Consider the following 26,304-nt stretch of genomic DNA (forward strand, 5'->3'; position numbering starts at 1 on the left):
TCTTTCTTCGCGTCGAGAGATGGATTGCTTCGCTGCGCTCGCAATGACGGGTTAGCGACGCCTACTTCACCAGCGGACAGCCGGAATCCTTCGCGGCCGGAAACGCCTTGTCGCCCGGCACCACGGCGAGCTGCTTGTAATAGTCCCACGGCTTCTTCGAATCCGCGGGCTTCTTGACCTCGAACAGATAGAGGTCGTGCACCATGCGGCCGTTTTCCAGCACCTTGCCGCCTTGCGCGAAATCGTCGTCGACCGGAAGCTCCTTCAGCTTCCTGGCCACCGCCTCGGTGTCCTTGGTGCCGGCGGCCTTCACCGCCTTCAGATATTGCAGCGTCGCCGAATAGGTGCCGGCCTGGATCATGTTCGGCATGCGGCCGGTACGCTTGAAGAAGCGTTCGCCGAGATTGCGGCTCCTGGGGTCGCGATCCCAGTAATAGCCTTCCGTCAGCACCAGGCCTTGCGCGGCGTCGAGCCCGAGGCCGTGCACGTCAGCCAGTGTCATCAGCAGTGCGGCGAGCTTCTGGCCACCCCTGACGATGCCGAACTCGGCCGCCTGCTTGATCGAATTGTTGGTGTCGAGACCGGCATTGGCGAGCCCGATGATCTTCGCCTTGGAGCTCTGCGCCTGCAGCAGGAAGGACGAGAAGTCCGACGCGTTCAGAGGCGTGCGGACCGAGCCGAGCACCTTGCCGCCCTTTTGTTTGACGAAGTCGCTGGTGTCTTTTTCCAGCGCATAGCCGAAGGCATAATCCACGGTCAGAAAGAACCAGGTGTCGCCGCCGGATTCAACCAGCGCGCCACCAGTGCCGACCGCGAGCGCGTGCGTATCGTAGGCCCAGTGGAAGCCATAGGGCTGGCAGGCGTCGCCGGTCAGCCGCGACGTCGCCGCGCCGACGACGATATCGATCTTCTTCTTATCCCTGGAAAGCTCGTGGATCGCCAGCGCGACCGAGGACGTCGTCAGCTCCGTGATCATGTCGACGTTTTCAACGTCATACCAGCGCCGGGCAATGGCGACGGCGAGATCCGGCTTGTTCTGGTGGTCGGCGGAGATGACTTCGATCTTGTGGCCGAGCACCTCACCGCCGAAATCCTCGACCGCCATCTTGGCCGCCTCGAACGACCACTTGCCGCCGTAATCGGCGTAAACGCCGGATTGGTCATTGAGAATACCGATCTTGACGCCCTGCGCCGACGCCGGCGCGGCAAGCAAGAGACCACCCACTGCAACGGCGGCCAACAATCCCGACTTCATTTTTTTCTCCCGGAATTTTTTGTCAGAGGAACGGGGGCGACATTATTCAATAACCCCGCGGGTGCCCATCCATTTCGGATAGGCCAAAAGTATTGGGAACTTTGAAGCGGGGGCACGCCAGAACCTGTCCGTCGTTCCGGGGGCACAGAGCGCGCGCCCGGAATGACGAGAGTGAATTCACACCGCAGCCGGCTTCTTGCCCTTCCCGTCCGCGAGATTGCGCACGATGACGTAGAAGATCGGCGTGAACACCAGTCCGAACAGCGTCACGCCCAGCATGCCAAAGAACACCGCGACGCCGACCGCCTGACGCATCTCGGAGCCGGAGCCCGACGAGATCACCAGCGGCAGCACGCCGAGGATGAAGGCGAACGACGTCATCAGGATCGGCCGCAGGCGTAGCCGGCAGGCTTCGATGACAGCCTCCAGCCGCGCTTTTCCTTCGAGCTCGATATCGCGAGCGAACTCGACGATCAGAATGGCGTTCTTGGCCGCGAGCCCCACCAGCACCACGAAACCGATCTGCGTGAGGATGTTGACGTCCTGCCCCATGATCCGCACGCCGACGGTAGCAGCGAGCAGGCACATCGGCACGATCAGGATGACGGCAAATGGCAGGCTCCACGAACCATATTGCGCCGCCAGTACGAGATACACGAACAGCACGCAGATCGGGAAGACGAGGAGACCAGTATTGCCGCCGGTAACCTGCTGATAGGAGAGATCGGTCCATTCGAACGCGAAGCCGGTCGGCAGTGTCTCGTCCGCCACCCGCTTCATGGTGTTGATGGCGGTTGTCGAACTGGTGCCCGGCAGGGTGTCGCCCTGCAATTCGGATGCGGGATAGAGATTGTAGCGCGCGACGCGGTCGGGGCCCGATACATCGCGGAAGCTGACGACGCTGCCGAGCATCACCATGTCGCCGGCGGCGTTGCGGGTGCGTAGCCGCGCCAGATCGGACGTCTCCTTCCGGAACGGCAGATCGGCCTGCGCGGTCACGTGGTAGGTGCGGCCGAACAGGTTGAAGTCGTTGACATAGGACGAGCCGAAATAGGTCTGGATCGTGTCGGTGATATTGGCGATGGGAACGCCGAGCTTCTGCGCCTTGACGCGATCGATATCGACAAACAGTTGCGGCGTGTTGGCGGAAAACGGCGAGAACACCTGCGTCAGCCCCGGCGCCTTGCGCGCCGCGCCGACCAGTTCGTCGGTCGCCGCCGCCAGCATTTCCGAGCCGCGGCCCTGGCGATCCTGGATCCGCATGGTGAAGCCGCCGCCGGTGCCGATGCCCGGCACCGCGGGCGGCGGGATGACGATGATGAAGGCGCCCTGGATGCTCGCCAGCCGCTTGCGCAGCTCGCCGGCAATCGCCGTCGAGGACAGCCCCTTCTTGTGGCGCTCCTCCGGATCTTCGAACACGGGGAATAACGCGGCCGCGTTGCTCGCCTGCGTACGGGTCGCGCCCGAGAAGCCGGCAAACGCCGCGACGCGAACGATGCCGGGCGTATCCAGCGCAATCCGCTCGATCTCGCGGACCACCTCGGTGGTGCGCGCCAGCGAGGCCGCGCCCGGCAATTGCACGGAGACGATGACGTAACCGCGATCCTGCGCCGGGATGAAGCCCTGCGGCGTGGTCATCAAGAGCCATCCGGCGCTGCCGATCAGCGCCGCATAGATCACCAGCATCACCACCGCGTGGTGGATGACGAAATCGGCGGCGCGGGCATAGCCGTGTGCCAGCCGGTCGAAGCCGCGATTGAACACACCGGTAAAGGCGTCCCAGCCGCGGGCGATGAAATTCCAGCGCGCCGGCGGCCTCTTGTCCGCATGTGGCTGCAGGATCAGCGAGGCCAGTGCTGGCGACAGCGTCAGCGAACAGAAGCAGGAAATCGCGGTCGCGACTGCGATCGTCACCGCAAACTGCTGGAAGAACTGCCCGGAGATGCCGCCGAGGAATGCCGTCGGCACGAACACCGCGCACAGCACCAGCGCGATCGAGACCAGCGCGCTGCCGACCTCGTCCATGGTGCGGAGCGCGGCGTCGCGCCGGCTCATGCCATGCTCGAGATGGCGCTCGACATTCTCGACCACCACAATGGCGTCGTCGACCACGATTCCGACCGCCAGCACGAGGCCGAACAGCGTGAGATTGTTGATCGAGAACCCGAGCGCCGCCATCACCGCAAAGGTGCCGACCAGCGAGACCGGAATGGCGATGATCGGGATGATCGCCGGGCGCCAGCCCTGCAAGAACACCAGCACGACGATCACGACCAGCGCCATCGCCTCGTAGATCGTCTTGATCAGTTCGCTGACGGATTGCGCAATGAATTCGGTCGGGTTGTAGCCGATATTGTAGTCGAGCCCTTTCGGGAAGCTGGTCTTCAACCGCTCCATGGTGTCGGAAATATTCTTGGCGGTCGCCAGCGCGTTGGAGCCCGGCCGCTGCGTCACCAGCATGGCGACGGCGGATTTTCGCAGTAGGAAGCTGTTGGTCGAATAGGCCAGCGCGCCGAGTTCGATCCGCGCGACGTCGCGCAGCCTGACCGTGCGCCCGTCCGCGCCGGCCTTGACCACGATCTCCTCGAACTGTTTCGGGTCTTTCAAACGGCCGGTAAAGGTCAGGTTCGGCGAGAAGGCGCGGTCGGAAATCGGCGGCTCCGCGATCTGGCCGCCCGCGATCTGCACGTTTTGCGAGCGGATCGCCGCGACCACCTCGGCCGCGGTCAGTCCCAGCGAGGAGATTTTCTCGGGATCAAGCCACAGCCGCATCGAATAATCGCGCGCGCCGAATATCTGGATGTCGCCGACGCCGTCGAGCCGGAGCAACTGGTCGCGGACCTGCAGCAGCGCGTAGTTGGAAATGTAAAGCTGGTCGAACGTGTCGTCCGGCGACAGCATGAACACGACCATCAAGATGTCGGGGCTGTTCTTGCGGGTGACGACGCCGTTGCGCTGCACCTCCTCGGGCAGACGCGGCTGCGCGATCGCGACGCGGTTCTGCACCAGCACCTGGGCCTTGTCGAGATCGGTGCCGAGCTTGAAGGTAACGGTGATCGTCAACTGCCCGTTCGAGGTGGCCTGGCTGTAGAGATACAGCATGTCCTCGACGCCGTTGATCTCCTGCTCGATCGGCGCTGCGACCGTGTCGGAGACGGTCTGCGCCGATGCGCCCGGATATTGCGTGGTGACCGTCACCGTCGGCGGCACCACTTGCGGATATTCCGAGACCGGCAGCGTGGTGTAGGCGATCGCGCCGACAATCAGCAGCACGATCGACAGCACCATCGCCAGGATGGGCTGGTTGATGGAGAGACGGCCGAGATTCATGTCTTGCCACCGGCCGGCTTGACCTCGGCCGTATGTGGGTTGACTTTCGCCCCCACCCGCGCCCGCTGCAGGCCGTCGATGATCACGCGATCTTCGGCCTTGAGGCCGTCGCGGATCACGCGCAGCCCCTCATCGAGCGGCCCAAGCACGACTTGCCGCTCCTCGACCGTGTTGTCGTCCTTGACGACGAAGACGACCTTGCGCGACTGGTCGGTCGCAATAGCCGTATCCGGCAACAGCAAGGCTTCGTAGGGCGAGCTGCCGATGATCCGGACGCGGCCGAACTGGCCGGGAAGGATCGAAAGATCCTTGTTCGGAATGACCGCGCGGCTGCGCAGCGTGCCGGTCGAGGCGTCGAGGCGATTGTCGAGGAAATCCATCTTGCCGTCATGCGAGGGCTTGGTCTCGCCCGTCAGCGTCACCTGCACCGGATTTGGCGTATCGCGCGAGCTCGGCCGCTTGCCTTCAAACCAGAGCTTGCTGTTGCGCTGGTAGGTCGCCTCATCGACGTCGAAATAGATGTAGATCGGATCGAGCGAGACGATCGAGGTCAGTAGCGTGGCGCCGCCCTCGGAGCCCTGCACCAGATTGCCCGGCGTGACGAGATGCCGGCTGACGCGGCCGGTGATCGGCGCCATTACGTGGGTGAATTCGATATTGAGCTTGGCGGCCTTGAGCGCGCCCTCGGCCTGCATCTCCGCTGCGCGCGCCGCCTGCAGCGTCTGGCGGCGTTGATCCACGATGGAATCAGACACGGCTTGTGTCTGGTTCAATGTCAGCGCGCGGTCGAGTTCGCGCCTGGCAAGCTCCCCCCTCGCGCGCGCGTCCGACAACTGGCCGTCGGCCTGCTCGGCGACCGCCTCGAACGGACGGGCATCGATCACGTAAAGCAGATCGCCTGCGCGCACGATGGCGCCGTCGCGGAATTCGACCGATGTCACGAAGCCGCCGACGCGGGCGCGGACCTGGACTTCCTGCACCGCCTCGAACCGGCCGGTGAATTCATCCCAATCCGTCACCGTGCGTTTCACCGGCTGCGCCACCGTGACCGCCGGCGCCGGTGGAGCCGCCTGTTGCGCCGGCTTGTTGTCGCAGGCGGACAGCCCCAGCGCGAGTAGCGGGGCTAACCACCTGAAATGGCGTAGTGAGTGAATGCTGATGTTGGCCGGTGCGGCCGGACTTTCCAATTGCTCGGTCGTGCTCAATCCCATCTCTCCTGCACTCACTACATCCTGATCGATGGAAGCGGCTGCCGTGGAACCTTGAAGGCGGAGGCCACAGATGTGATCGGTTCCCAGTCTCGTCAAGAACCCGGCGGGATCAAGCACAATCGTTATGCACCCTGGTAGACAACGCCCTGCGCGACGCGATTTCATGCTTTCCGCACTGCGGTGAAGGCGGGATCCGTTGCGACGAAGCGCCAGCTAACCGTCGCCTGATGACGAAAACGTGACAGATACAGGGGCATCTCGCAGCCCCGCCCTCTCGTCATTCCGAGAGAGCGACGGGGATGCTCATTCGCAGGATGGGTGGAGCCAACGGGTCGCGCGAACGCGCGCCCGATGACAGGCTCCGCGATACCCATCAGCACCGGTGCGCATGGCGATGGGTATCGCTGCGCTCCACCCATCCTACGAAACGTGCCCGCATCATCTTCGGGCATGACGCCGCGAATTTCCTCCGCTAACCTTGCTGGCCAAGGCCCGCGACAAGGGCCGGAAAATGTCCGGGGAGGACAAGCGTGTACAGAGGGCGTGTCGTGTTCGGCGCCATGGATGAGGTCGTGTTCGGGCGGCCGGCGTCCGAGGCGCTCGTCGAGCAGTTGAACCGGCTCGGCGCTACACGCGCCTTTCTGATGGTCAGCGGCACCCTCAACCGCCAAACCGATGTGATCGACAACATTCGCCGCGCGCTGGGGCCGCGCTGCGCCGGCACCTTCGACGCGATGCCGCCGCATACGCCTCGCTCTGCCGTCATCGCCGCGAGCGAACAGGCCCGCGCCGCTGACGCCGACCTCATCGTTACCATCGGTGGCGGCTCCATCACCGACGGCGCCAAGGCGGTGCAGCTTTGCCTTGCCAATGACATCCGTAAGCCCGAAGACATCGACCGGATCAAGGCCGGTCGCGGCGGCTCGCCGCAATTGGCCTCGCCGACCGTGCGCCAGGTCAGTGTGCCGACGACGATTGCCGGCGGCGAGTTCTCCGCCACCGCCGGCGTCACCAACGAGAAGACCCGGGTCAAGGAAGGGCTGCGCCATCCACTGATCATGCCGCGCGCGGTGATCCTCGATCCCTGGCTCAGCCTGCACACGCCGGAATGGCTGTGGCTCTCGACCGGCATCCGCGCCGTCGACCATTGCGTCGAGGGCGTCTGCTCGCGCGAGGCGCACCCTTATGGCGACGCGCAGGCGCTGAGGGGCCTGTCGATGCTGGCGCAGGCATTGCCGCGGGTAAAGGCGGATGCCAAAGACCTCGACGCGCGCATGGATTGCCAGATCGGAACCTGGCTTTCGACCGGACCATTGGCTTCGGGAGTGCCGATGGGCGCCAGCCACGGCATCGGCTACGTGCTCGGCGCCGAGTTCGGCGTTCCGCACGGCTACACCTCCTGCGTGATGCTGCCCTCGGTGATGCGCTGGAACAAGACGGTGAATGCCGAACGTCAGGCGCTGGTCGCGGCCGCCATGGGGCACCCGAACGAGGACGCCGGCGGCGTGCTCGACCGCTTCATTCGCAGCCTCGGCATGCCGCGCAGCCTGCGCGACGTCAAAGTCGGCTCTGAGCATTTCGACCGTATCGCGGAGGCCGCGATGGCAACGCCCTGGGTGCCGCGCAATCCGCGCAAGATCGAGGGACCGGCGCAGGTGCGCGAAATTCTGGACATGGCCGCGTAGGGAGAGCGAACTCGAGATGTACACCGGCAAGCACGTTCATCTTCGCCCGCTGCAGCCCGCGTTCATCATGGCGAGCACCGGCGAAACCGTTACCTATCGCGAACTGGACGCCCGCTCGAACCGGCTGGCGCATCTGTTTCGCCGTCGCGGCCTCAAGCGGCTCGACCACTATTCGATCTTCATGGAGAACAACAGCCGCTACTTCGAAGCCTGCGGCGCCGGCGAACGCTCGGGCCTCTATTACACCTGCGTGAACTCCTATCTGACGGCGAGCGAGCTCGCCTACATCCTGACCAACAGCGAATCGCGCGTCCTCATCACGTCCAGGGAAAAACTCGATGTGGCGCGCGAGGCGCTGAAGGAATGCGCCAAGGTCGAACTCTGCATCGTTGCCGATGGCGAAGGCGAAAGTGATCGCATCGTCGGCCTGCAAGAGGTAACGGCCAGCTTGCCGCACACGCCGATATCAGACGAGTGTGTTGGCACCGCGATGCTTTATTCCTCCGGCACCACCGGCCGCCCGAAGGGGATTCTGCGCCCGCTGCCGGAACTGCCGGCCGATCAGCAATTGCCGCTGTTCGATTTCCTGGTGAAGATCTGGCAGTACCGCGAGGGCATGATCTATTTGTCGCCGGCGCCGCTCTACCACTCGGCACCGCAGGCCGCCGTCAACCTCACGATCAAGATGGGCGGCACCGTCATCATCATGGAGCGGTTCGATCCCGAACATTATCTCGAACTGATTCCGAAATGGGGCGTGACGCACACCCAGCTCGTGCCGACGATGTTCTCGCGCATGCTGAAACTGCCCGCGGAAGTGCGCAATCGCTACGACCTCTCTTCCCTCGAGATTGCGATCCACGCGGCGGCGCCCTGCCCTGCCGCCGTAAAGGACGACATCATCAAATGGTGGGGCCCGATCATTCACGAATATTATGGCGCCACCGAAGGGCTCGGTTTCACCTCCTGCGACAGCGAGCAATGGCTGGCCCATCGCGGCACTGTCGGCCGAGTGCTGCTCGGCGACCTGCATATTCTCGACGAGAACATGAAAGCGTGCCCGGTCGGCACGGCGGGCACGGTGTGGTTCAAGACCGCCACGCCGTTCGAATATTTCAACGATCCGGTCAAGACCCAGGAGGCCCGGTCGGCCGATGGCACCATGAGCACGGTCGGCGACGTCGGCTATGTCGACGATGACGGCTATCTCTATCTGACCGACCGCGCGACCTTCATGATCATCTCCGGCGGCGTGAACATCTATCCGCAGGAATGCGAGAACCTGCTGATCACCCATCCCAAGATCGCCGATGCCGCGGTGTTCGGTGTGCCCAACCCGGATCTCGGCGAGGAGGTGAAGGCCGTGGTGCAGCCGATGCCGGGCGTTTCGCCGGGGCAGGAACTGGCCGACGAGCTGATCGCCTTCTGCAGCCAGTCGCTGTCGCGCCAGAAAGTGCCGCGCTCGATCGATTTCGAGGCGGAACTGCCGCGGTTGCCGACCGGCAAGCTCTACAAACGCCTGCTACGGGATCGCTACTGGGGCAACAAGACGTCGCGGATCGTCTGAAGATGCGACGATGTGAGATGCCCAGCGCAAACGTCGCGATATCACGTGGTGCGGTGCATCATCGGGTGAGGCATTTTGGCGCGAGCCGCGCGCGGCTGCACTGCAACGAGCCCGCCGGCTTCGCGGAAAACGGGCCAGACGGCGCGCACGTTCCGCCGCACGGATTTCGATTACGCCGAATTGCCAACTTCAGCACAGGCTTGCCCGGTTGCCCGGACGGATCGTCATGCTATCGTCCCGTGCAATCGGCCAGTTGAGACCGAAATAAAGTGGAGGAGACCATGCGGAGCGTTCATGCGCTTGCCGCCGCAGCGTTGTTGTTGCTGCCGGCTTACGACGTTGCTTCTGCCGGCGAGCCGAAACAGGGTGGCATTCTCCGAATGTATCACCGCGACAGCCCTGGCAGCGCCTCGATCCATGAAGGCGCGACCTATTCGATCAACGTTCCCTTCATGCCGATCTTCAACAACCTCGTCATGTTCAAGCAGGACGTGGCGCAGAACAGCGTGGATTCGATCGTGCCCGATCTTGCCGAGAGCTGGGCCTGGAGCAGCGACAATAAAAAACTGACCTTCAAGCTGCGGCAGGGCGTCAAATGGCACGATGGCAAGCCATTCACATCGGCCGACGTCAAATGCACCTTCGACATGCTGATGGGCAAGTCGCAGCAGAAGTTCCGGCAAAATCCGCGAAAATCCTGGTACGATCAGGTCAACGAGGTGACCGTCAACGGCGACTATGAGGCTTCGTTCGAACTGAAGCGACCGCAGCCGGCACTACTGTCGTTGCTCGCGTCCGGCTATACGCCGGTCTATCCGTGCCACGTTTCGCCGGCCGACATGCGTACCAAGCCAACCGGCACCGGCCCGTTCAAATTCGTCGAGTTTAAGGCCAACGAGTCGATCAAGCTGACCAAGAATTCCGATTACTGGAAGAAAGGCCTTCCGCACCTCGACGGCATCGAATTCACCATCATCCCGAACCGTTCGACGGCGATCCTCGGCTTCGTCTCCGGCAAGTTCGACATGACGTTCCCGACCGAAGTGTCGATCCCGCTGCTCAAGGAGGTCAAGGCGCAGGCGCCGAACGCGGTTTGCGTCGTCGAGCCGATCAACGTCTCGACCAACATCATCGTCAACTCTTCCTCACCGCCGTTCGACAATCTCGATATCAGGCGCGCACTGGCGCTGGCGCTGGACCGCAAGGCGTTCATCCAGATCATGTTCGAGGGACAGGCCGATATCGGCGGCACCATGCTGCCGGCACCGGGCGGCCTGTGGGCAATGCCGAAGGAGATGCTGGAATCTATCCCGGGCTACGGCCCCGATATCAACGCCAACCGCGAAGAGGCGCGCAAGCTGATGCAGAAGGCCGGCTATGGCCCCGACAAGCGCCTCGCCGTCAAGGTCGCCACCCGCAACATTCCGATCTATCGCGATCCTGCGGTAATCCTGATCGACCAGATGAAGAACATCTATATCGACGGCGAGCTCGACGTCGTCGACACCGCGCAATGGTTCCCGAAGGTCGCGCGCAAGGATTACTCGCTCGGCCTCAACCTCACCGGCAACGCCGTCGACGATCCCGACCAGTCGTTTTACGAGAACTATTCCTGCGGCTCGGAGCGCAACTACACCAACTACTGCAACAAGGAGATCGAGAAACTGTTCGACCAGCAATCGGCCGAGACCGACAAGGAGAAGCGCAAGAAGCTGGTCTGGGAGATCGACAAGAAGCTGCAGGAGGACGTGGCGCGTCCGATCATCTTCCACGGCCGTACCGGGACGTGCTGGAATCCCTACGTCAAGGGCATCACCGTGATGGTGAACAGCTCCTATAACGGCTATCGTTACGAGGACGTCTGGATGGACAAGTAACGTCCAGCCTCAAAAGCCGATGATTCAGGGAGAGTAGCCGGGTGTTTGCTTACATCGTGCGACGCCTCGCCTTGATGCTCGTGACCCTGATCGGGATCTCGATCATCATCTTCGTGCTGCTGCGCGTCGTTCCCGGCAATATCGTCGACATCCTGTTCGACGCTGCCGGCTTCGTCGACCCGACCGACAAGGCCAACCTGGAAAAGGAACTCGGCCTCAACCTGCCGATCTATCAGCAATATCTGAACTGGATCGGCGGGCTGCTGCACGGCGATCTCGGCTATTCCTACGTCTCGGAAAAGCCGGCGCTGCAGGAGATCCTGCCGCGCATTCCGATCACTGCGCGGCTGGCGGCGCTGGCGCTATTGTTCTCTGCCTCGATCGGCATTCCCCTGGGGGTTCTGAGCGCGGTGCATCAGGGCTCGAAGCTCGATTATACGCTCCGCGTCGTCAGCCTCAGCGGCCTGTCGCTGCCATCGTTCTGGCTTGGGCTGTTGATCCTGATGGCGTCGGTTTCGCTGTTCGGCACCATGCCGATCTACAATCCCAATCCAAAAACCTGGACGGAAGCGTTCGCGATCTATGCCGTGCCGGCGATGGCGGTCGGCTTTCGCAGCGCCGCGCTGACGATGCGCATCACGCGCTCCTCGATGCTGGAAATCCTGCGGCAGGATTACATCCGCACCGCGCGCGCCAAGGGCGCCTCCGAGACATCGGTCAATTATCGTCACGCGCTGAAGAACGCCATTCTGCCCGTCATCACCGTGATTGGCATCGAGGCCGCGTTCCTGATCGGCGGGCTGATCGTCACCGAAACCGTGTTCAATATTCCCGGCGTCGCCCGTTTCCTGGTCGAGGCGCTGCGCTGGCGTGATTATCCGATCGTCCAGAATCTCGTGATGCTGATCGCCGTGGTCGTGGTGGTCGCAAACTTCACCGTCGACATGCTTTACGCCGCGATCGACCCGCGCATCCGGTATGGGGACTAGCCGCGTGACCACGATCAATTTCGACAATGAACTGAGGCGGGCCGGCGCGCACTCCACGCATGGCTGGCGCCGGCTGCTGTTCCTGGCGCAGCGCTACATGCTCGGCACGTTCGGCCTCATCATCATGGTGCTGTTCGTCTGGATGGCGATATCGGCCGACCTGATATGCCGCTTCAGCCCGCTCAGCGTCGATTCCGCGCACCGGCTGGCGCCGCCCGACGCCGTGCACTGGATGGGCACCGATTCATTCGGCCGCGACGTCTGGAGCCGGATCGTGCACGGCGCGCGCATTTCGCTCGCCGTCGGCATCGGCGCCACCGCGCTCGGCTCCACGCTCGGCGTCATCGTCGGCCTCGCATCGGGCTATCTGTCGGGCTGGGTCGACCTGCTGTTCCAGCGCGTCACCGACATCCTGCAGGCCCTGCCCTTGCTGGTGCTGGCGCTGGTGATGACGGCGGCGCTCGGGCCGTCGCTGCCGAACGTGATCATCGCCATCGCGATCCCGCTGATCCCGACGGTTGCCCGCGTGATCCGCGCCAATACGCTGGCGCTGCGCGAACTGCCGTTCGTCGAGGCCGCCAAGTCGATCGGCATGAGCGAGACCCGCATCGCGCTTCGCCACGTGCTGCCCAACACGCTGGCGCCGCTCATCGTGCTGGCGACCGCGCAGCTCGGCTCCACCATCCTCACCGAAGCCTCGCTGTCGTTCCTCGGCCTCGGCATTCCCGAGCCCTATCCGTCGTGGGGGCGCATGCTGTCGGAATCGGCCGCCGAATATGTCCGCACCGCGCCGTGGCTCGTGATCTTCCCGGGCGTGGCGATCTCCCTTGCGGTATTCGGCACCAATCTGTTCGGCGATGCGCTGCGCGACATCCTCGACCCGAGGCAACGCGGCTGATGAGCGAGGCGCGTAAGGACGACACGATTCTGGACGTGAAGAACCTGCAGACGGTGTTCTTCACCAATTCCGGCCTGTTCCGGGCGGTCGACGACGTCTCGTTCAACGTCCGCCGCGGCGAGACGCTGGCGATCGTCGGCGAATCCGGCTGTGGCAAGAGCGTGACCGCGCTGTCGGTGATGCGGCTGGTGCCGGATCCGCCCGGCCGCGTGGTCGGCGGCACCGTGACGCTGGAAGGCACCGATCTGCTCAGTCTTGATGAAGCCGAGATGCGCAAGATCCGCGGCAACCGGATGTCGATGATCTTTCAGGAGCCGATGACCTCGCTCAACCCGGTGATGCGGATCGGCGACCAGATCACCGAGGTGCTGCGCCTGCATCAGGAGATGACATCCAGGGAAGCCTGGGCCAAGGCGGTCGAGATGCTGCGCCTGGTCCGCATTCCCGAGCCGGACCGGCGCGCGCAGGAATATCCGCATCAACTCTCCGGCGGCATGCGCCAGCGCGCCATGATCGCGATGGCGCTGGCGTGCCGGCCGGCGCTGTTGATCGCGGACGAGCCGACGACGGCGCTCGACGTGACGATCCAGGCGCAGATTCTCGCGCTGATCGTCGACCTGCAGAAGACGCTCGGCACCGGCCTGATCCTGATCACGCACGACCTCGGCGTGGTGGCGCAGACCGCGCAGCGCGTCATCGTGATGTATGCCGGCAAGAAGGTCGAGGAAGCGGCGGTCGAGGACCTGTTCGAGAACCCGAAACACCCTTACACGCGCGGACTGATGGCCTCGATGCCGGCAGTGATCTCATTCGGCGCCAAGACCGACGCGCGGCTGAACGAAATTCCGGGCATGGTGCCGTCGCTGACCAACCTGCCGCCGGGCTGCGCTTTTGCCCCGCGCTGCAGCCTCGCCATCGACCGCTGCCGCGCCGAATATCCGCCGCTGCAGGAAGTCGACGGCGACCATTTTGCGGCCTGCTGGCGCGCGGCCGAACTGGTGGGTGCGCCATGACCGACCAACGCCCGCTGCTTGAGGTGACCGACCTCGTCAAGCATTACGCGGTGCGCGGCGGCGTCCTGCGTCGGCGCGTCGGCACCGTGCATGCGGTGGACGGCGTCAGTTTCTCCGTCGCCAAGGGCGAGACGCTTGGCCTCGTCGGCGAATCCGGCTGCGGCAAGTCGACGGTCGCGCGCAGCGTGCTGCGGCTGGTGGAGCCGTCAAGCGGCGCGATCAAACTGAACGGGACAGATATCACCGGCCTCAGCAAGGCCGAGATGCGACCGCATCGGCGCTCGATGCAGATCGTGTTCCAGGACCCGTTCGCCTCGCTCAACCCGCGCATGACCGCCGGCGACATCGTCGGCGAACCGCTCGGCGTGCACGGACTGGCTACCGGCCGCGCGCAACAGGAACGTGTCGCCGAATTGTTCGGGCAAGTCGGATTGCGCGCCGACCAGATGAAAAACTATCCGCACCAGTTTTCCGGTGGCCAGCGGCAGCGCATCTGCATCGCTCGCGCGCTGGCGCTGGGGCCGAGCCTGATCGTGTGCGACGAGCCGGTCTCGGCGCTCGACGTCTCGATCCAGGCGCAGGTGATCAATTTGCTGATCGACCTGCAGCGCAAGAACGATTTTTCGTATCTGTTCATCGCCCACGACCTCGCCGTCGTCGCCCATATCAGCCACCGCGTCGCCGTGATGTATCTCGGGCGCATCGTCGAGATCGCCGACAAGACCGAGTTGTTCGCCAACCCGCGCCATCCCTACACACAGGCGCTGCTGGCCTCGGTGCCGGTCGCCGATCCCAAGGCGAAGAAACTGGCGCCGATGATCGACGGCGACGTCCCGAGCCCGATCAACCCGCCCTCCGGCTGCGCCTTCCACACCCGCTGCCGCTACGTGATGGACCGCTGCAAGGTGGAGCGGCCGACGCTGGTGAAAGCTGGAGGGCAGCACGAGGTGGCGTGCTGGCTGAATGACGGCACAGGGCGGGCGGAGAATTCGTAGGTCTCTTCACCCGCCCCTTGAGGGGGCGGGTCGCCTCACATGGCGCGCAGCGCGATGTGAGCCGGGGCGGGGTGACGGTCTCTCAACACGGGCGCTGTCAGACGTGGAGAGACCGTCACCCCACCTCGGTTCGCATTGCATGCGAACCGATCCACGAGCGAGCTTCGCTCGTCTCGGACCCCTCCAGGGGAGGATGAGATCAGAGCGCCGCCGCAATCTCCACAACGATCCTGCCCGTCGTCACCTGCTCGCCCTCGGCAACATCGATGGCCGATACCGTGCCCGCAACACCCGCGGTGTGCACATGCTCCATCTTCATCGCCTCCAGCGTCATCACCGGTTGCCCGGCGGCAACCTGATCGCCCGGCTGGACCAGCACCGCCACCACGCGACCGTTCATCGCCGCGCGCACCTTGCCGTCGCCGCCAGCCGCGGCAGCCGACGCGGGTGCCGCAAGAGTGAGGTCACGGACCGCAGTTGTGACGCCGCGATGCAGAACGTAGAGCCGGTCGCCATCGCGCAAAAATCTCGCGGATTCCATCACGCCGTCGGTGCGGAAGCGGATCGCGTCCGGGTCGAGTTCGTCGATCTCGAAGCGATGTTCGCTGCCGTCGAGGATGGCGGTGTAGCCACCATCGCGCTCACGCACGATGTCGACTTCAAGCACCCCACGGCCGAGATCGATCCGCATCGTCAAAGGAAACGTCGCCGCCAGCGACCGTCCGCTTCGCCAGGCCGGCGCATGCGGATTGGTGACATACAGCAACAGCGCCGCCAGTGCCGCCTCCGCCTTGTCATTCGCGCGCGGCGCCAGCAGCTCGTCGCGATGATTGCCGATGAAGGCCGTGGTCGCCTCACCCTTGGCGAAGGCGGGATGGCGGAGGCAGGAGATCAGAAATCCCTGATTGGTGGTGACGCCGAAAGCGGCGGTCTGCTCCAGCCCGCAAATCAGCCGGCCTCGCGCCTCGTTGCGGTCGGCGCCGTGGCTGATGATCTTGGCGATCATCGAATCGTAGAACGGCGGGATTTCGGAGCCGGATTGCAGCGCGTGCTCGGCGCGAATGCCCTCAGGCATCTGCCATAGCTTCATCGTGCCGGATTGCGGCATGAAGTCGTGGTCGGCGTCTTCCGAGCACAGCCGCACCTCGATGGCATGACCGGAGAATTTGACATCATCCTGCCTCAGCCCGAGCGGCTCGCCCGCAGCGATGCGCAACTGCAGTTCGACCAGATCGAGGCCGGTGATGGCCTCGGTGACGGGATGCTCGACCTGCAGCCGCGTGTTCATTTCCATGAAATAGAACTCGCCGGATGGATCGAGCAGGAATTCCAGCGTGCCTGCGCCCTCATAGCCGATCGATTTGACTGCTGATACCGCGACTGCGCCCATCCGCGCCCGCAATTCGTCCGTCACCTTCGGCGACGGCGCCTCCTCGATCAGCTTCTGATGCCGCCGCTGCACCGAGCAGTCACGTTCGCCGAGATGGATGGCATTGCCGTAGCGATCACCGAACACCTGGATCTCGATGTGGCGGGGATCGACGATGGCGCGCTCCAGAATGACGGCGGGATCGCCGAATGCGCCCTGCGCCTCCGACCGCGCGCTGCGCAGCGCATCCGGAAATGTCGCGGCATCCGCAACCAGCCGCATACCGCGCCCGCCACCGCCGGCGACCGCCTTGATCATGACGGGGAAGCCGATCTTATTGGCCTCGGCCAGCATCACGGCGTCGCTCTGGTCCGTGCCTTGATAGCCGGATACGACAGGCACGCCCGCCTCGCGCATGATGTCCTTGGCGCCGGCCTTGTGGCCCATCGCCCGGATAGCTTCGGGCGACGGGCCGATGAAGATCAGTCCGGCATCGCGGCAGGCCTGGGCAAAATCCTCGTTCTCGGCGAGAAAACCGTAACCCGGATGCACCGCAGTCGCGCCGCTGGCCTTGGCAGCGGCGATGATCGCATCGATCCGCAAGTAGGACTGCGCCGGCAGCGCCTCGCCGATCCGCACCGCCGAATCGGCCTCACGCACATGCCGCGCGTCGCGGTCGGCATCGGAATAGACGGCGACCACGCCATAGCCGAGGCGGCGCGCGGTGCGCATGATCCGCAGCGCGATCTCGCCGCGGTTGGCGACGAGGACCTTGAAGAACGGCGTCCGCTTCATTTGCATCCCGCTCATGGCCGGGCGACCGAGAATTGCATGCGCTGCGGCGTGCGGGCCTCGGCCTCGCGGCAGATCGCCAGCACTTCGGCGAGCACGCTGCGGGTATCGCGGGGATCGATGACGCCGTCGTCGAGCACGCGCGCGCTGGTCGAGAACACGTCCATCTGGCCGTCGAACACGCCGGTGATCTGCGCCTTCATCGCCTCCAGCTTTTCCTTTTCGATCGGCTTGCCGCGCCTGATAGCCGCCGCCTCGGTGACGATCGCCATCGTTTCCGCCGCCTGCTCGCCGCCCATCACCGCGGTCTTGGCGTTGGGCCAGGAGAAGCAGAAACGCGGATGGAAGCCGCGCCCGCACATGCCGTAATTGCCGGCGCCGAACGATGCGCCGCAATAGATCGTGATCTGCGGCACGGTCGCCGACGTTACCGCCTGGATCATCTTGGAGCCGTGCTTGATCATGCCGGCTTCTTCGTAGGCCTTGCCGACCATGTAGCCCGTAGTATTATTCATGTAGAGGATCGGCGTGCGTGACTGGCAGCAGGCCTGGATGAAGTGCGTCGCCTTGTTGGCGCCGGGCACGTCGAGCGGGCCATTATTGGTGATGATCCCGATCGCCTGCCCTTCGATGCGGGCATGGCCGCACACGGTGGCCGGGCCGTAATTGGCGCCGAACTCGGTGAAATCCGAGTCGTCGACGAAGCGCGCGATGGCCTGGCGCATGTCGACCGGACGCTTGTGGTCCATCGGCATGATGCCAAGCAATTCCTCCGCATCATAGCGCGGCGGCTTGAAGGACGCTTCCGCGGACTTCGGCCGGTCCCATTCCAGATTGGCCATGATGTCGCGCGCGATGCGCAGCGCGTCGCGATCGTCCTCGGCCAGATAATCGCCTAGACCCGAGATGGACGTGTGCATCTCGGCGCCGCCGAGTTCCTCCTCCGTCGCGATCTCGCCGGTCGCCGCCTTCAACAGCGGCGGTCCGGCGAGGAAGGCGCGGGTGCGGCCGCGGACCATCACGATGTAGTCCGACAACCCGGTCTGATACGCGCCACCGGCGGTCGACGAACCATGCGTCACGGTGACGACGGGCAAGCCCGCCGCTGACAGGCGCGCCAGATTGCGAAAGATGTTGCCGCCGCGAATAAAGTCCTCGACGCGGTAGCGCAGCAAATTGGCGCCGGCGCTTTCGACCAGTTGCACGTAGGGCAGCTTGTTTTCCAGCGCCAGTTCCTGCACCCGCAGCGTCTTGTCGAGACCGAATGGCTGCAGCGCGCCGGCATCGATGCCGGAATCATTGGCGCTGACCATGCAGCGGATGCCTGAGACGAAGCCTATCCCTGCGATCACGCCGCCGCCGGGAACGCTCTTCTCGGCGTCGGGCACGTCGAACACGTAGCCGGCGAGCGTCGACAGCTCGATGAAGGGCGAGCCGGGGTCGAGCACCAACGCCACGCGCTCGCGCGGCAGCAACTGCCCGCGCTTGTGGAAGCGGTCCTTGGCCGCGGCCGATGCGGCGCGCGTGCGGTTCTCCAGCGAGCGCATCCGCGCGATCAGCGCCAGCATGCCGTCACGGTTGGCCTTGAAGGCGGCGCTGGCGGGGGAGATGGTGGATTCGAGAATAGCCATAAACTAACTCACTCCGTCGTTCCGGGATGGTCCGAAGGACCAGACCCGGAACCGCGAGATTCCGGGTTCGCTTCGCGCCCCGGAATGACAGCTCAATGCCTTGTTCCAAAAATCTGCCGCGCCTCCGCCGGGCTCGCGATCTCGCGGCCGGCGCGCCGCGCGCAGGCGGCGATGGCTTCGACGAGTTGCCCGTTCGAGGTCACCTTGGTGCCGTCGGCGAGATAAAAAGTATCTTCCAGCCCGGTGCGCAAATGCCCGCCGAGATCGGCGCAGCGCTGGTGCAGCGGCCAGATTTCGCCGCGACCGATCGCGGTGACCTGCCAATGCGCTTCCGGCAATTTCAGCTTCAGCAGAATCGGCAGCAATTCTGGATCGGCCGGCATGCCGGAGGCGACGCCCATCACAAAGTTATATTCCAGCGGGCCGGAGTACATGCCGGTCTGTCGGTACATGCCGACGCAGCGGACGATGCCGACGTCGAAACATTCGAACTCCGGAATCGTGCCGGCTTCCTTCATGACGTCGAGATAGTCCTGCACCTTCTCGACCGCGTTATCGAACATCATCGGCGGCCAGGCCCAGGTGTTGTCGGCCTTCACCTTCAGATAGTTCAGCGAGCCTGCGTTGCAGGCCGCAATCTCGGGCCGCGTCTCGCGCACGCAATCGAGCGCGCCCTGATATTTCGGCCCCGAGGTGCCCGTGGTGTGGTTGATGATGACGCCGGGGCAGGCCTCGCGAATGGCCTGCTGAATTTCCTTGCTGACGCCGACGTCCCAGGACGGCAGGTGCCCCTTGTTCGGCTCCTGCTGGCGCAGATGAACATGCATGATGCTGGCGCCGGCGTTGAACGCGGCCTTGGCCTCGCGCGCCATCTGCTCCGGCGTCACCGGCACGTTATGCTGTTTCGGATCGGTCAGCACGCCGTTCAGCGCGCAGGTAATGACGGCCTTGTCGCCCATGGATCAGCCTTCGAATGCAAGACGGGATCGCGAAAAATCCAACGCGATCATGCGGTCCGCATCAGCCGGCTTCTTGCGTCCACCCGCTATCCGGCGCTCGCGTGGCGATGGCTATAGATCGCCAGGTCGCGCGAGCCGGAAAAGATCGCGCGCGGCTTCAGGCCGTAGAAGCGGCGGATCGAATGGCTGAAATGCGTGGAGTCGGGATAGCCGATATCCTGCGCGAGGTGCGCAAGGTTGATGTCCTGGTTGGCGAAATGCAGCAGATGCCGCGCACGCTTCCAGGCACGGAACGAGCGGAAGGAGATGCCGGTCTCTTCCTTGAACAGATGCAGGAAGCGCGACGGCGACAACCCCGCTTCCGCAGCGCAGCTCGCCGCCGTCACCGGCTCGCCGGAGAATTTTCCGATCTGCACAATCGCGCGCGCCACGCGGGGATCGAGCTCGCGCTGCGGCAGGGCCTCGCCGAGACAGAGGGAGTCGAATTCGGCGCTGGAGAAATCGTTAACGGCGTGATGCTCGCGCAGTTCGCGATAGGCGGCGCGGATGCGGCTGGTGAACGCCGCCCCCTCGGGCCCGGCGAGACGCTGCGCCAGTTCTTCGAGCGCACCGGGACGAACGCTCTCCGGTTCGATCACGACGCTGAGCACCGAGCGATGATCGCTGGCGATGGTGTGCCTGATGTTCGGCAACAACGCGACCATCTCACCATGGCTTTCCTGGCCGTCGGCGGTGGTGAGCCAGAGGCCGCCTTCGATCGCGACATAGATGTTGAACCCGCCCGAGCAGCGTTGCCGCGGCCGACCGAGCAGGCCGGCGTAGAACACGCGCTCCGGGGTGATCAGCATCAGATGGCCGGATTTGTGGCCGGTATCGTCCATGGCTCGTCCTCCTCGCGCGGCTCTTTGGCCGCTGCGACGGGGTCAACCATAGCGGAAATTCGGTCTCTGTCACGGACGGGGAAAGGTTAATTCGAGGCCCGAATCGGCACCATTTCAAGCCCGTATACGAGGTGCCACGTTTTGCTCGACGCCAGCCTTGCGTTCCGCCGCAACCGCCAGCTTGTACCCGTCGCGTTCCTGCAATCGGGCCCAATAGGCTGTGACATTCGGTCCGAAATCCTTGGCCAAGCCGATATTGCCGGCGAGCCGCAACGCATAGCCATTGACGATGTCGGCCGCAGTGAACCGTCCGGTGCAGAGGAATTCCGAATTCGCGGTCGCTGCCTCAACCGCGCGCAGCCGACCCAGGAACCACTTTGCGTAATCGCCGGCCACTTGCGGGTTCCGTCGCTCTTCCGGTTCGAGCTGGCTGTATCTCAGCACCAGCGTTTGCGGAAAGGTCAGCGTGGCATCGCTGAAATACATCCAGTTGAGGAAGGCGCCATAGGCCGGATCATCCATCCCCACCACCAGCGGCGTCGGGCCATATTTGGTGCCGAGGTAATAACAGATGCCTGATGACTCCGTCATTTTGGTCTCGCCGTCGATCATGAACGGAATCGTGCCGAGCGGATTGATCGCGAGATATTCCTTGGCAAATACGCGCGGCGGGAACGGCAGCATCTTCAGTTCATAGGGCAGCCCCATCTCTTCCAGCATCCAGAGCGGACGGAACGAGCGCGCGCCGTCACAGTGATAGAGCGTGATCATCAAGCTTTCCTTTTTATTTCTCTGGTCCGTTCTTATTAGCTTTTCGGCAGCGTGCCCATCATCTTGCTCAGCACCGTCAGCATCACCTCGTCGGCGCCGCCGCCGATCGAGGTCAGGCGGCTGTCGCGATAGGCGCGGCTGACCGGCGTCTCGTTCATGAAACCCATGCCGCCCCAGAATTGCAGGCAGGCGTCAGTTAATTCGCGGCCCAGCCGGCCGGCCTTGAGCTTGGCCATGGTCGCAAGCCGCGTCACGTCCTCGCCCGCGATCAGCGCCTCGGCGGCGCGATAAACCAGCGCGCGCAGCAGCTCGACCTCGGTTTGCATCTCCGCGAGCTTGAAGTGAACGGTCTGGTTATCGAGGATCGACTTTCCGAACGCTTTCCGGTTGCGGGTATATTCGATCGTCTCCGATATGATGAATTCATGCGCCCTGAGGCAGGCGGCCGCGCCCCACAGCCGCTCCTCCTGGAACTGCACCATCTGGTAGGTAAAGCCCTTACCCTCCTCGCCGATCCGGTTGCGCTTGGGCACGCGGACATTGTCGAAGAATATCTGCGCGGTGTCGGACGAGCGCATGCCCATCTTGTCGAGCTTGCGCGCGACCTGCACGCCCTTGCTCTTCATCGGCACGCAGATCAGCGACTTGTTGCGATGGACCCGATCGTCGCTGGTATTGGCGAGCAGGCAGATCCAGTCAGCCTGCACACCGTTGGTGATCCACATCTTGCCGCCGTTGATGACGTAGTCGTCGCCGTCGGAACGCGCCTGCGTCTTGATCGAGGCGACGTCGGAGCCGGCGCCCGGCTCGGAGACGCCGACGCACGCAACCGCATCGCCCGCGATCGCCGGGCTAAGAAACTCGCGGCGCACTTCGTCGGAGCCGAACCGCGCCAGCGCGGGCGTCGCCATATCGGTCTGCACCCCGATCGCCATCGGCACGCCGCCGCACGTGACCGCGCCGAGCTCTTCGGCCATCATCAGCGCGTAGGAATAATCGAGCCCCTGGCCGCCGAACTCGACCGGCTTGTTGAGGCCGAGGAAGCCGAGATCGCCGAGCTTCTTGAACAGCTCATGCGCCGGGAAGATGTCGTTCTTCTCCCATTCGTCGACGAAGGGATTGATCTCGGCGGCGATGAACTTCTGCAGGATGCGGCGAGGTTCGTCGTGGTCGGCGGTGAAGAGCATTTTCTTTCCCTGTCGTTCCGGGGCAGCGCGAAGCGCCGAACCCGGAACCTCGATGTTGTTTTTATTCATCTCCAGATTCTCCGATGTGCAATTGCACATCGTAGTTCGCGCTCTCGCGCGCCCCGGAATGACGGCACTAAAGTCCCATCTGCCTGGAGGCGAGATCCTTCATGATTTCCTCGGTACCGCCGCCGATGGCGTTGACCTTGACCTCGCGGTAGATGCGCTCGACCTTGACGCCGCGCATGAAGCCGGCGCCGCCGAAAATCTGCACGGCCTCGGAAGCGCAGAACGCCATGGTCTGGGTGGCCTGATTCTTCATCATGCAGATTTCGGCGACCGGGCTTTCGCCCTGCCCGAGCCGCCACGCCAGCATTTCCAGCATCGCCTGCGACGCCGCGACCTTCTGCGCCATGTCGACCAGCTTGTGGCGGATCACCTGATGCTGCGCGATCGGCTTGCCAAAGGTCTTGCGTTCCTTGGCGTAGGCAATCGCCTCCTCGACGCAGACGCGGGCATAGGCCGTGCAGCTAGCCGCCATGCCCATGCGCTCGCTGTTGAAATTATGCATGATGAGCTTGAAGCCCTGCCCCTCCTCGCCGATCAGGTTTTCGCACCTGACGCGGCATTCGTCGAAATGCAGCGTCGCGGTATCGGACGCCCACCAACCCATCTTCTTCAATTTCGTGCGTGACAGGCCCGGCGTATCGCCCTCGATCAGCAGCAAACTGACGCCGCCCGGCCCCTCGCCGCCGGTGCGCACCGCCACCGTCAGATAATCGGCCCGCATGCCTGAGGTGATGAATGTCTTCTCGCCGCTGACGACATAATGGTCGCCATCGCGCCGCGCCTTGGTGCGGAGGTTGGCGACATCGGAGCCGCCGCTCGGCTCGGTGATCGCGAGCGCTGAAATCTTCTCGCCCGCCAGCACCTGCGGCAGCACGCGCGCCCTGACCTCCGGCTTTGCGGCGCGGGCGATCGGCGGCGAGCCGATGGTGTGGCTCATCAGGCTGGAGCTGACCCCGCCGGCGCCGGCGCGCGCCAGTTCCTGCGACGCCACGATCTTCATGAACTGGTCGGCAGGCACACCGCCAAATTCTTCCGGGAAACCGAGCCCGAGCAGCCCGATCTCGGAAGCTTTCCGATAAAGCTCGCGCGGAAATTCGCCGGCCTCGTCCCATTCATGGGCATAAGGCTCGATCTCGCGCGACACGAAACGGCGCATCACGTCGCGGAACGCTTCATGGTCCGCCGTATAGAACGGGCTTTGCACTTTGGTGCGCTCCAGCATGTTTTCCTCCCGAGGGATTACGATGCCGCGATTTGGCCTGCGCAAACTTGCGTTGAGCGGCTGGCATTATCTTGCAGGCCGGCTCTGTTGCCCGTCGTTTTCCGGCGCATGCCGCGTCCAGCAACTGAACACAAGACCGATTTCCCGAGCATGCCCTAGCCTTGGCTTAAAACCAATAACATCATCGGCCATTCGCCGGGGAGGATGAAGCATGATCCGATCGAGCAAATTCGCCCCGGCCTTCTTCTTTTCGGCATTCCTCGCGGTCACGGCCGCGACGACAGCCTCGGCCCAGCAACCCGGCATCACGGATACCGAGATCAAGTTCGGCAACATCATGCCGTATAGCGGCCCGGCGTCGGCGCTCAGCGTCACCGGCAAGGCATTTGCGGCCTATTTCGACCTGATCAACGAGAAAGGCGGCGTCAACGGGCGCAAGCTCAACATGATCTCGCTCGACGACGGCTTCTCGCCGCCGAAGACGGTGGAGGCAACGCGCCGGCTGGTCGAAAATGACGGTGTCGCCTTCATGTTCGGCACCATGGGCACCGCGCCGAGTTCGGCGACCGCGAAATATCTCAACGGCGCCAAGGTCCCGCATCTGTTCCTGATCAGCTCGGCGTCGAAATGGAACGATCCGGTCAACCAGCCCTGGCTGATGGCGCTGCCCTGGGCGCCGAATTATGTCGAGGAAGCCGGCATCGAGGTGCGCTTCGCGCGCGCCAAAAATCCCAATGCGCGCTTTGCGATTCTTTACCAGAACGACGACGCCGGAAAGGATTATCTGCGCGGCGTCAGACAGGCGCTCGGCGCGGACGCCGACAAGGTGATCGCGCTGGCAACGAGTTTCTAGGTCGCCGATCCCACGGTGGATTCGCAGATCCTCACGCTCGCCAACACCAAGGCCGACGTGTTCCTGATCTACAGCGTGACGCCGCGGGCATGCGCGCAAGCCATCCGAAAGGCGCATGAAACCGGCTGGCGGCCGATGCGCTTCATCTCCTCTGGCTGCGCCAACAAGGAAACGGTGATGGTGCCGGCGGGGCTTGAAGCGGCAACCGGCATCATGTCGGTCGGCGCGCTAAAACCCTATTCGGCTGACTCGACCGATCCCGACCTGGTCGCCTACCGGGAATTCATGAAGGCGCGGCTGCCCAACATCGATCCTGCCAATCTGGCGGCGGGCTATGGCTACATGGTAGCCCAGGCGCTGGTCGTGGTACTGACACAGTGCAAGAACGACCTCAGCCGCGAGAACATCATGGCGCAGGCGGCCAACCTCAAGGGCGTAGCGCTGCCGATGCTGATGCCGGGCGTGACGCTCAACACCTCGCCGACGGACTACCGTCCAATCAAGGACGGCTACATGGTCGAGTTTCGCGACAACCAGTTCAACGTGATCAGCGAATTGCTGCGCGGATCCTGAACAGACGGCAGGGTCAGACCTCACCATCTCGCGGTTTATCAACCGCGATGCCCAACCCCGCCAGGTGTGTGTCCACGAATTGCGCCAACTGCTGGCGCAGCTTTTCCGGCGGCACCGCGACCATTCGCTCTTCCAGGCCGAGCGAAATGATGCCGTGCACGGCGGAAAACATCATGCGCGCCAGCAACGCCACCTCTTCCGGCTTCCGGTCGGGCAAGAGCCGGACCATCGGCTCATGCATCAGCGCAAACGCCTGCATCACCATCTTCAGGATGTCTTCGGGGAAAGGCCGGTCGTCCTCCATCCGGTGTTCGAACAGCGAGCGCAAAAGATTGGCGTGATCGGCCGCGAATGTCAGGTAGGCCTCGGCCAATCCGTGGAGCTGGCGTACCGGGTCTTCGGCAGGGACCGCGACCAGACGGGCGGTCAGAGCCTGAACCGTCTCGCGGTTAACCGTCAGGATCAGGCCGTCGAAGTCTCCAAACTCGTTATAGACGCTTCCGATCGAGCAATCGGCGGCCTCCGCCACGTCTCGAACCTTCAATGATCTCAATCCGTTAGCGGCAATTATGCCCCGTGCGGTCTCGATCATGAGATGGCGCCGCAAAGTTTTTTTGCGTTCCCGCAAAGATTCTTCTTGAGCATTGCTCACGTTTGGCCTATACATTTTGAACAATGTTCATTTTCAACCAGGAGGCTACCCAAATGCAAACCCTCGTTTCTCAGCTGACCACCACCTTCGTCGACGATGCCATCGAACTCGTGAAGGGATTTGGCAAGGTTATCGTTCACGTCGCCACCGCGCCGATCGAGCGCATTGCCAATGCCTGCGACGTCGGCGGCGTTCTGGCCCGCCGGCAATCGGCGCGTCGCCAGCGCGCGACGCCCTATCGTGCTCGCGGCCTGCGGAAGCTCTCGCCGTTCGCTTCGCTCCACCATTTGACCTGAGGCACGCCCATTTTGCTTCAAATGTGTCTCCGTTCGTAAGGAAGGGATCACTATGCCGCGGCAAATCCTTCACCACGTCCCGCGCAACAATGTCCGGATAACTTCCCATACAACCTTTCGATGCAAGCGTGCCCGCCGACCTCTTCGCGCGGCGGCTTGACCCTTCGCGCGACCGACGACGCTCACCTTACCAGCTCACGATTTGCAGACCACATCCCGGATTGCCCGG

19 protein-coding genes and 1 pseudogene are annotated in these 26,304 nt (G+C 63.7%); 9 read left to right on the top strand and 11 right to left on the bottom strand.

Annotated features, from left to right (window positions below):
- Nucleotides 1–61 precede the first annotated feature (61 nt).
- The 3 genes from CQ12_RS32720 to CQ12_RS32730 form a co-directional block, all read right to left on the bottom strand.
- A complete protein-coding gene (locus CQ12_RS32720; protein ID WP_057839395.1) occupies nucleotides 62–1,255 on the bottom strand; it encodes an ABC transporter substrate-binding protein in 1,194 nt (397 codons plus the stop codon).
- Between the two features lie 177 nt (nucleotides 1,256–1,432).
- Nucleotides 1,433–4,585, bottom strand: coding sequence for an efflux RND transporter permease subunit (locus CQ12_RS32725; RefSeq protein WP_057839396.1), 3,153 nt, complete (start codon nucleotides 4,583–4,585; stop codon nucleotides 1,433–1,435).
- Complete coding sequence (locus CQ12_RS32730) at nucleotides 4,582–5,745, bottom strand: efflux RND transporter periplasmic adaptor subunit (protein ID WP_063799860.1); 1,164 nt, start codon at nucleotides 5,743–5,745, stop codon at nucleotides 4,582–4,584. The genes CQ12_RS32725 and CQ12_RS32730 overlap by 4 nt, the downstream gene beginning before the upstream one ends.
- A gap of 581 nt (nucleotides 5,746–6,326) precedes the next feature.
- On the opposite strand from CQ12_RS32730, the gene CQ12_RS32735 reads away from it, so the two are divergent.
- The 7 genes from CQ12_RS32735 (at nucleotide 6,327) to CQ12_RS32765 (ending at nucleotide 14,820) form a co-directional block, all read left to right on the top strand.
- Nucleotides 6,327–7,481: an iron-containing alcohol dehydrogenase gene (locus CQ12_RS32735; RefSeq protein ID WP_057839397.1), complete on the top strand. Its 1,155-nt coding sequence runs from the start codon at nucleotides 6,327–6,329 to the stop codon at nucleotides 7,479–7,481.
- A 16-nt stretch (nucleotides 7,482–7,497) separates the two neighbouring features.
- Nucleotides 7,498–9,048: an AMP-binding protein gene (locus CQ12_RS32740; RefSeq protein WP_057839398.1), complete on the top strand. Its 1,551-nt coding sequence runs from the start codon at nucleotides 7,498–7,500 to the stop codon at nucleotides 9,046–9,048.
- Between the two features lie 281 nt (nucleotides 9,049–9,329).
- Entirely contained in the window at nucleotides 9,330–10,925 is a 1,596-nt protein-coding gene (locus tag CQ12_RS32745; RefSeq protein ID WP_057839399.1) for an ABC transporter substrate-binding protein, read from the top strand.
- A gap of 41 nt (nucleotides 10,926–10,966) precedes the next feature.
- On the top strand, nucleotides 10,967–11,914 hold the full coding sequence (locus tag CQ12_RS32750; RefSeq protein WP_057839400.1) for an ABC transporter permease: 948 nt from the start codon (nucleotides 10,967–10,969) through the stop codon (nucleotides 11,912–11,914).
- Nucleotides 11,904–12,812: an ABC transporter permease gene (locus CQ12_RS32755; RefSeq protein WP_057839401.1), complete on the top strand. Its 909-nt coding sequence runs from the start codon at nucleotides 11,904–11,906 to the stop codon at nucleotides 12,810–12,812. Before CQ12_RS32750 ends, CQ12_RS32755 begins: the two co-directional genes overlap by 11 nt.
- Nucleotides 12,812–13,825: an ABC transporter ATP-binding protein gene (locus CQ12_RS32760; protein WP_057839402.1), complete on the top strand. Its 1,014-nt coding sequence runs from the start codon at nucleotides 12,812–12,814 to the stop codon at nucleotides 13,823–13,825. The genes CQ12_RS32755 and CQ12_RS32760 overlap by 1 nt, the downstream gene beginning before the upstream one ends.
- Complete coding sequence (locus tag CQ12_RS32765; RefSeq protein WP_057839403.1) at nucleotides 13,822–14,820, top strand: ABC transporter ATP-binding protein; 999 nt, start codon at nucleotides 13,822–13,824, stop codon at nucleotides 14,818–14,820. The genes CQ12_RS32760 and CQ12_RS32765 overlap by 4 nt, the downstream gene beginning before the upstream one ends.
- A 199-nt stretch (nucleotides 14,821–15,019) precedes the next feature.
- Here the strand turns inward: CQ12_RS32765 and CQ12_RS32770 are convergent, their stop codons facing one another.
- The 7 genes from CQ12_RS32770 to CQ12_RS32800 all read right to left on the bottom strand — a co-directional run bounded on the left by CQ12_RS32770 (nucleotide 15,020) and on the right by CQ12_RS32800 (nucleotide 23,701).
- Nucleotides 15,020–16,984 (bottom strand): acetyl/propionyl/methylcrotonyl-CoA carboxylase subunit alpha, encoded by a 1,965-nt coding sequence (locus tag CQ12_RS32770; protein ID WP_198164309.1) that lies wholly within the window; start codon nucleotides 16,982–16,984, stop codon nucleotides 15,020–15,022.
- Between the two features lie 11 nt (nucleotides 16,985–16,995).
- Nucleotides 16,996–18,612, bottom strand: coding sequence for an acyl-CoA carboxylase subunit beta (locus tag CQ12_RS32775; RefSeq protein WP_057839405.1), 1,617 nt, complete (start codon nucleotides 18,610–18,612; stop codon nucleotides 16,996–16,998).
- 92 nt (nucleotides 18,613–18,704) lie between these two features.
- On the bottom strand, nucleotides 18,705–19,571 hold the full coding sequence (locus tag CQ12_RS32780) for a beta-keto acid cleavage family enzyme (RefSeq protein ID WP_057839406.1): 867 nt from the start codon (nucleotides 19,569–19,571) through the stop codon (nucleotides 18,705–18,707).
- Between the two features lie 86 nt (nucleotides 19,572–19,657).
- Entirely contained in the window at nucleotides 19,658–20,452 is a 795-nt protein-coding gene (locus tag CQ12_RS32785; RefSeq protein ID WP_057839407.1) for an AraC family transcriptional regulator, read from the bottom strand.
- Nucleotides 20,453–20,566: 114 nt separating this feature from the next.
- The gene (locus CQ12_RS32790; RefSeq protein WP_057839408.1) at nucleotides 20,567–21,223 is read right to left on the bottom strand and encodes a glutathione S-transferase family protein; all 657 of its coding nucleotides are present in this window, start codon (nucleotides 21,221–21,223) and stop codon (nucleotides 20,567–20,569) included.
- 35 nt (nucleotides 21,224–21,258) lie between these two features.
- Nucleotides 21,259–22,410: an acyl-CoA dehydrogenase family protein gene (locus tag CQ12_RS32795; protein ID WP_057839470.1), complete on the bottom strand. Its 1,152-nt coding sequence runs from the start codon at nucleotides 22,408–22,410 to the stop codon at nucleotides 21,259–21,261.
- A 136-nt stretch (nucleotides 22,411–22,546) separates the two neighbouring features.
- A complete protein-coding gene (locus CQ12_RS32800) occupies nucleotides 22,547–23,701 on the bottom strand; it encodes an acyl-CoA dehydrogenase family protein (RefSeq protein WP_057839409.1) in 1,155 nt (384 codons plus the stop codon).
- A gap of 211 nt (nucleotides 23,702–23,912) precedes the next feature.
- Here CQ12_RS32800 and CQ12_RS32805 point away from each other — a divergent pair.
- A pseudogene (locus CQ12_RS32805) lies at nucleotides 23,913–25,127 on the top strand (ABC transporter substrate-binding protein).
- Between the two features lie 13 nt (nucleotides 25,128–25,140).
- Here the strand turns inward: CQ12_RS32805 and CQ12_RS32810 are convergent.
- Entirely contained in the window at nucleotides 25,141–25,719 is a 579-nt protein-coding gene (locus CQ12_RS32810; protein WP_083519566.1) for a TetR/AcrR family transcriptional regulator, read from the bottom strand.
- 113 nt (nucleotides 25,720–25,832) lie between these two features.
- Here CQ12_RS32810 and CQ12_RS32815 point away from each other — a divergent pair, with 113 nt between their 5' ends.
- Nucleotides 25,833–26,075, top strand: coding sequence for a hypothetical protein (locus CQ12_RS32815; protein ID WP_057839471.1), 243 nt, complete (start codon nucleotides 25,833–25,835; stop codon nucleotides 26,073–26,075).
- Nucleotides 26,076–26,304 lie beyond the last annotated feature (229 nt).

Origin of the sequence: Bradyrhizobium jicamae, from assembly GCF_001440395.1 — a bacterium.
In the GTDB taxonomy this organism is placed as follows: Bacteria; Pseudomonadota; Alphaproteobacteria; order Rhizobiales; family Xanthobacteraceae; genus Bradyrhizobium; species Bradyrhizobium jicamae.

Coding starts and splice junctions, on each gene's coding strand:
- CQ12_RS32740 (WP_057839398.1), top strand. CDS start 7,498: ATGTACACCGGCAAGCACGTTCATCTTCGCCCGCTGCAGCCCGCGTTC.
- CQ12_RS32775 (WP_057839405.1), bottom strand. CDS start 18,612: ATGGCTATTCTCGAATCCACCATCTCCCCCGCCAGCGCCGCCTTCAAG.
- CQ12_RS32765 (WP_057839403.1), top strand. CDS start 13,822: ATGACCGACCAACGCCCGCTGCTTGAGGTGACCGACCTCGTCAAGCAT.
- CQ12_RS32815 (WP_057839471.1), top strand. CDS start 25,833: ATGCAAACCCTCGTTTCTCAGCTGACCACCACCTTCGTCGACGATGCC.
- CQ12_RS32755 (WP_057839401.1), top strand. CDS start 11,904: ATGGGGACTAGCCGCGTGACCACGATCAATTTCGACAATGAACTGAGG.
- CQ12_RS32800 (WP_057839409.1), bottom strand. CDS start 23,701: ATGCTGGAGCGCACCAAAGTGCAAAGCCCGTTCTATACGGCGGACCAT.
- CQ12_RS32810 (WP_083519566.1), bottom strand. CDS start 25,719: ATGATCGAGACCGCACGGGGCATAATTGCCGCTAACGGATTGAGATCA.
- CQ12_RS32785 (WP_057839407.1), bottom strand. CDS start 20,452: ATGGACGATACCGGCCACAAATCCGGCCATCTGATGCTGATCACCCCG.
- CQ12_RS32760 (WP_057839402.1), top strand. CDS start 12,812: ATGAGCGAGGCGCGTAAGGACGACACGATTCTGGACGTGAAGAACCTG.
- CQ12_RS32795 (WP_057839470.1), bottom strand. CDS start 22,410: ATGCTCTTCACCGCCGACCACGACGAACCTCGCCGCATCCTGCAGAAG.
- CQ12_RS32745 (WP_057839399.1), top strand. CDS start 9,330: ATGCGGAGCGTTCATGCGCTTGCCGCCGCAGCGTTGTTGTTGCTGCCG.
- CQ12_RS32720 (WP_057839395.1), bottom strand. CDS start 1,255: ATGAAGTCGGGATTGTTGGCCGCCGTTGCAGTGGGTGGTCTCTTGCTT.
- CQ12_RS32780 (WP_057839406.1), bottom strand. CDS start 19,571: ATGGGCGACAAGGCCGTCATTACCTGCGCGCTGAACGGCGTGCTGACC.
- CQ12_RS32790 (WP_057839408.1), bottom strand. CDS start 21,223: ATGATCACGCTCTATCACTGTGACGGCGCGCGCTCGTTCCGTCCGCTC.
- CQ12_RS32770 (WP_198164309.1), bottom strand. CDS start 16,984: ATGAAGCGGACGCCGTTCTTCAAGGTCCTCGTCGCCAACCGCGGCGAG.
- CQ12_RS32725 (WP_057839396.1), bottom strand. CDS start 4,585: ATGAATCTCGGCCGTCTCTCCATCAACCAGCCCATCCTGGCGATGGTG.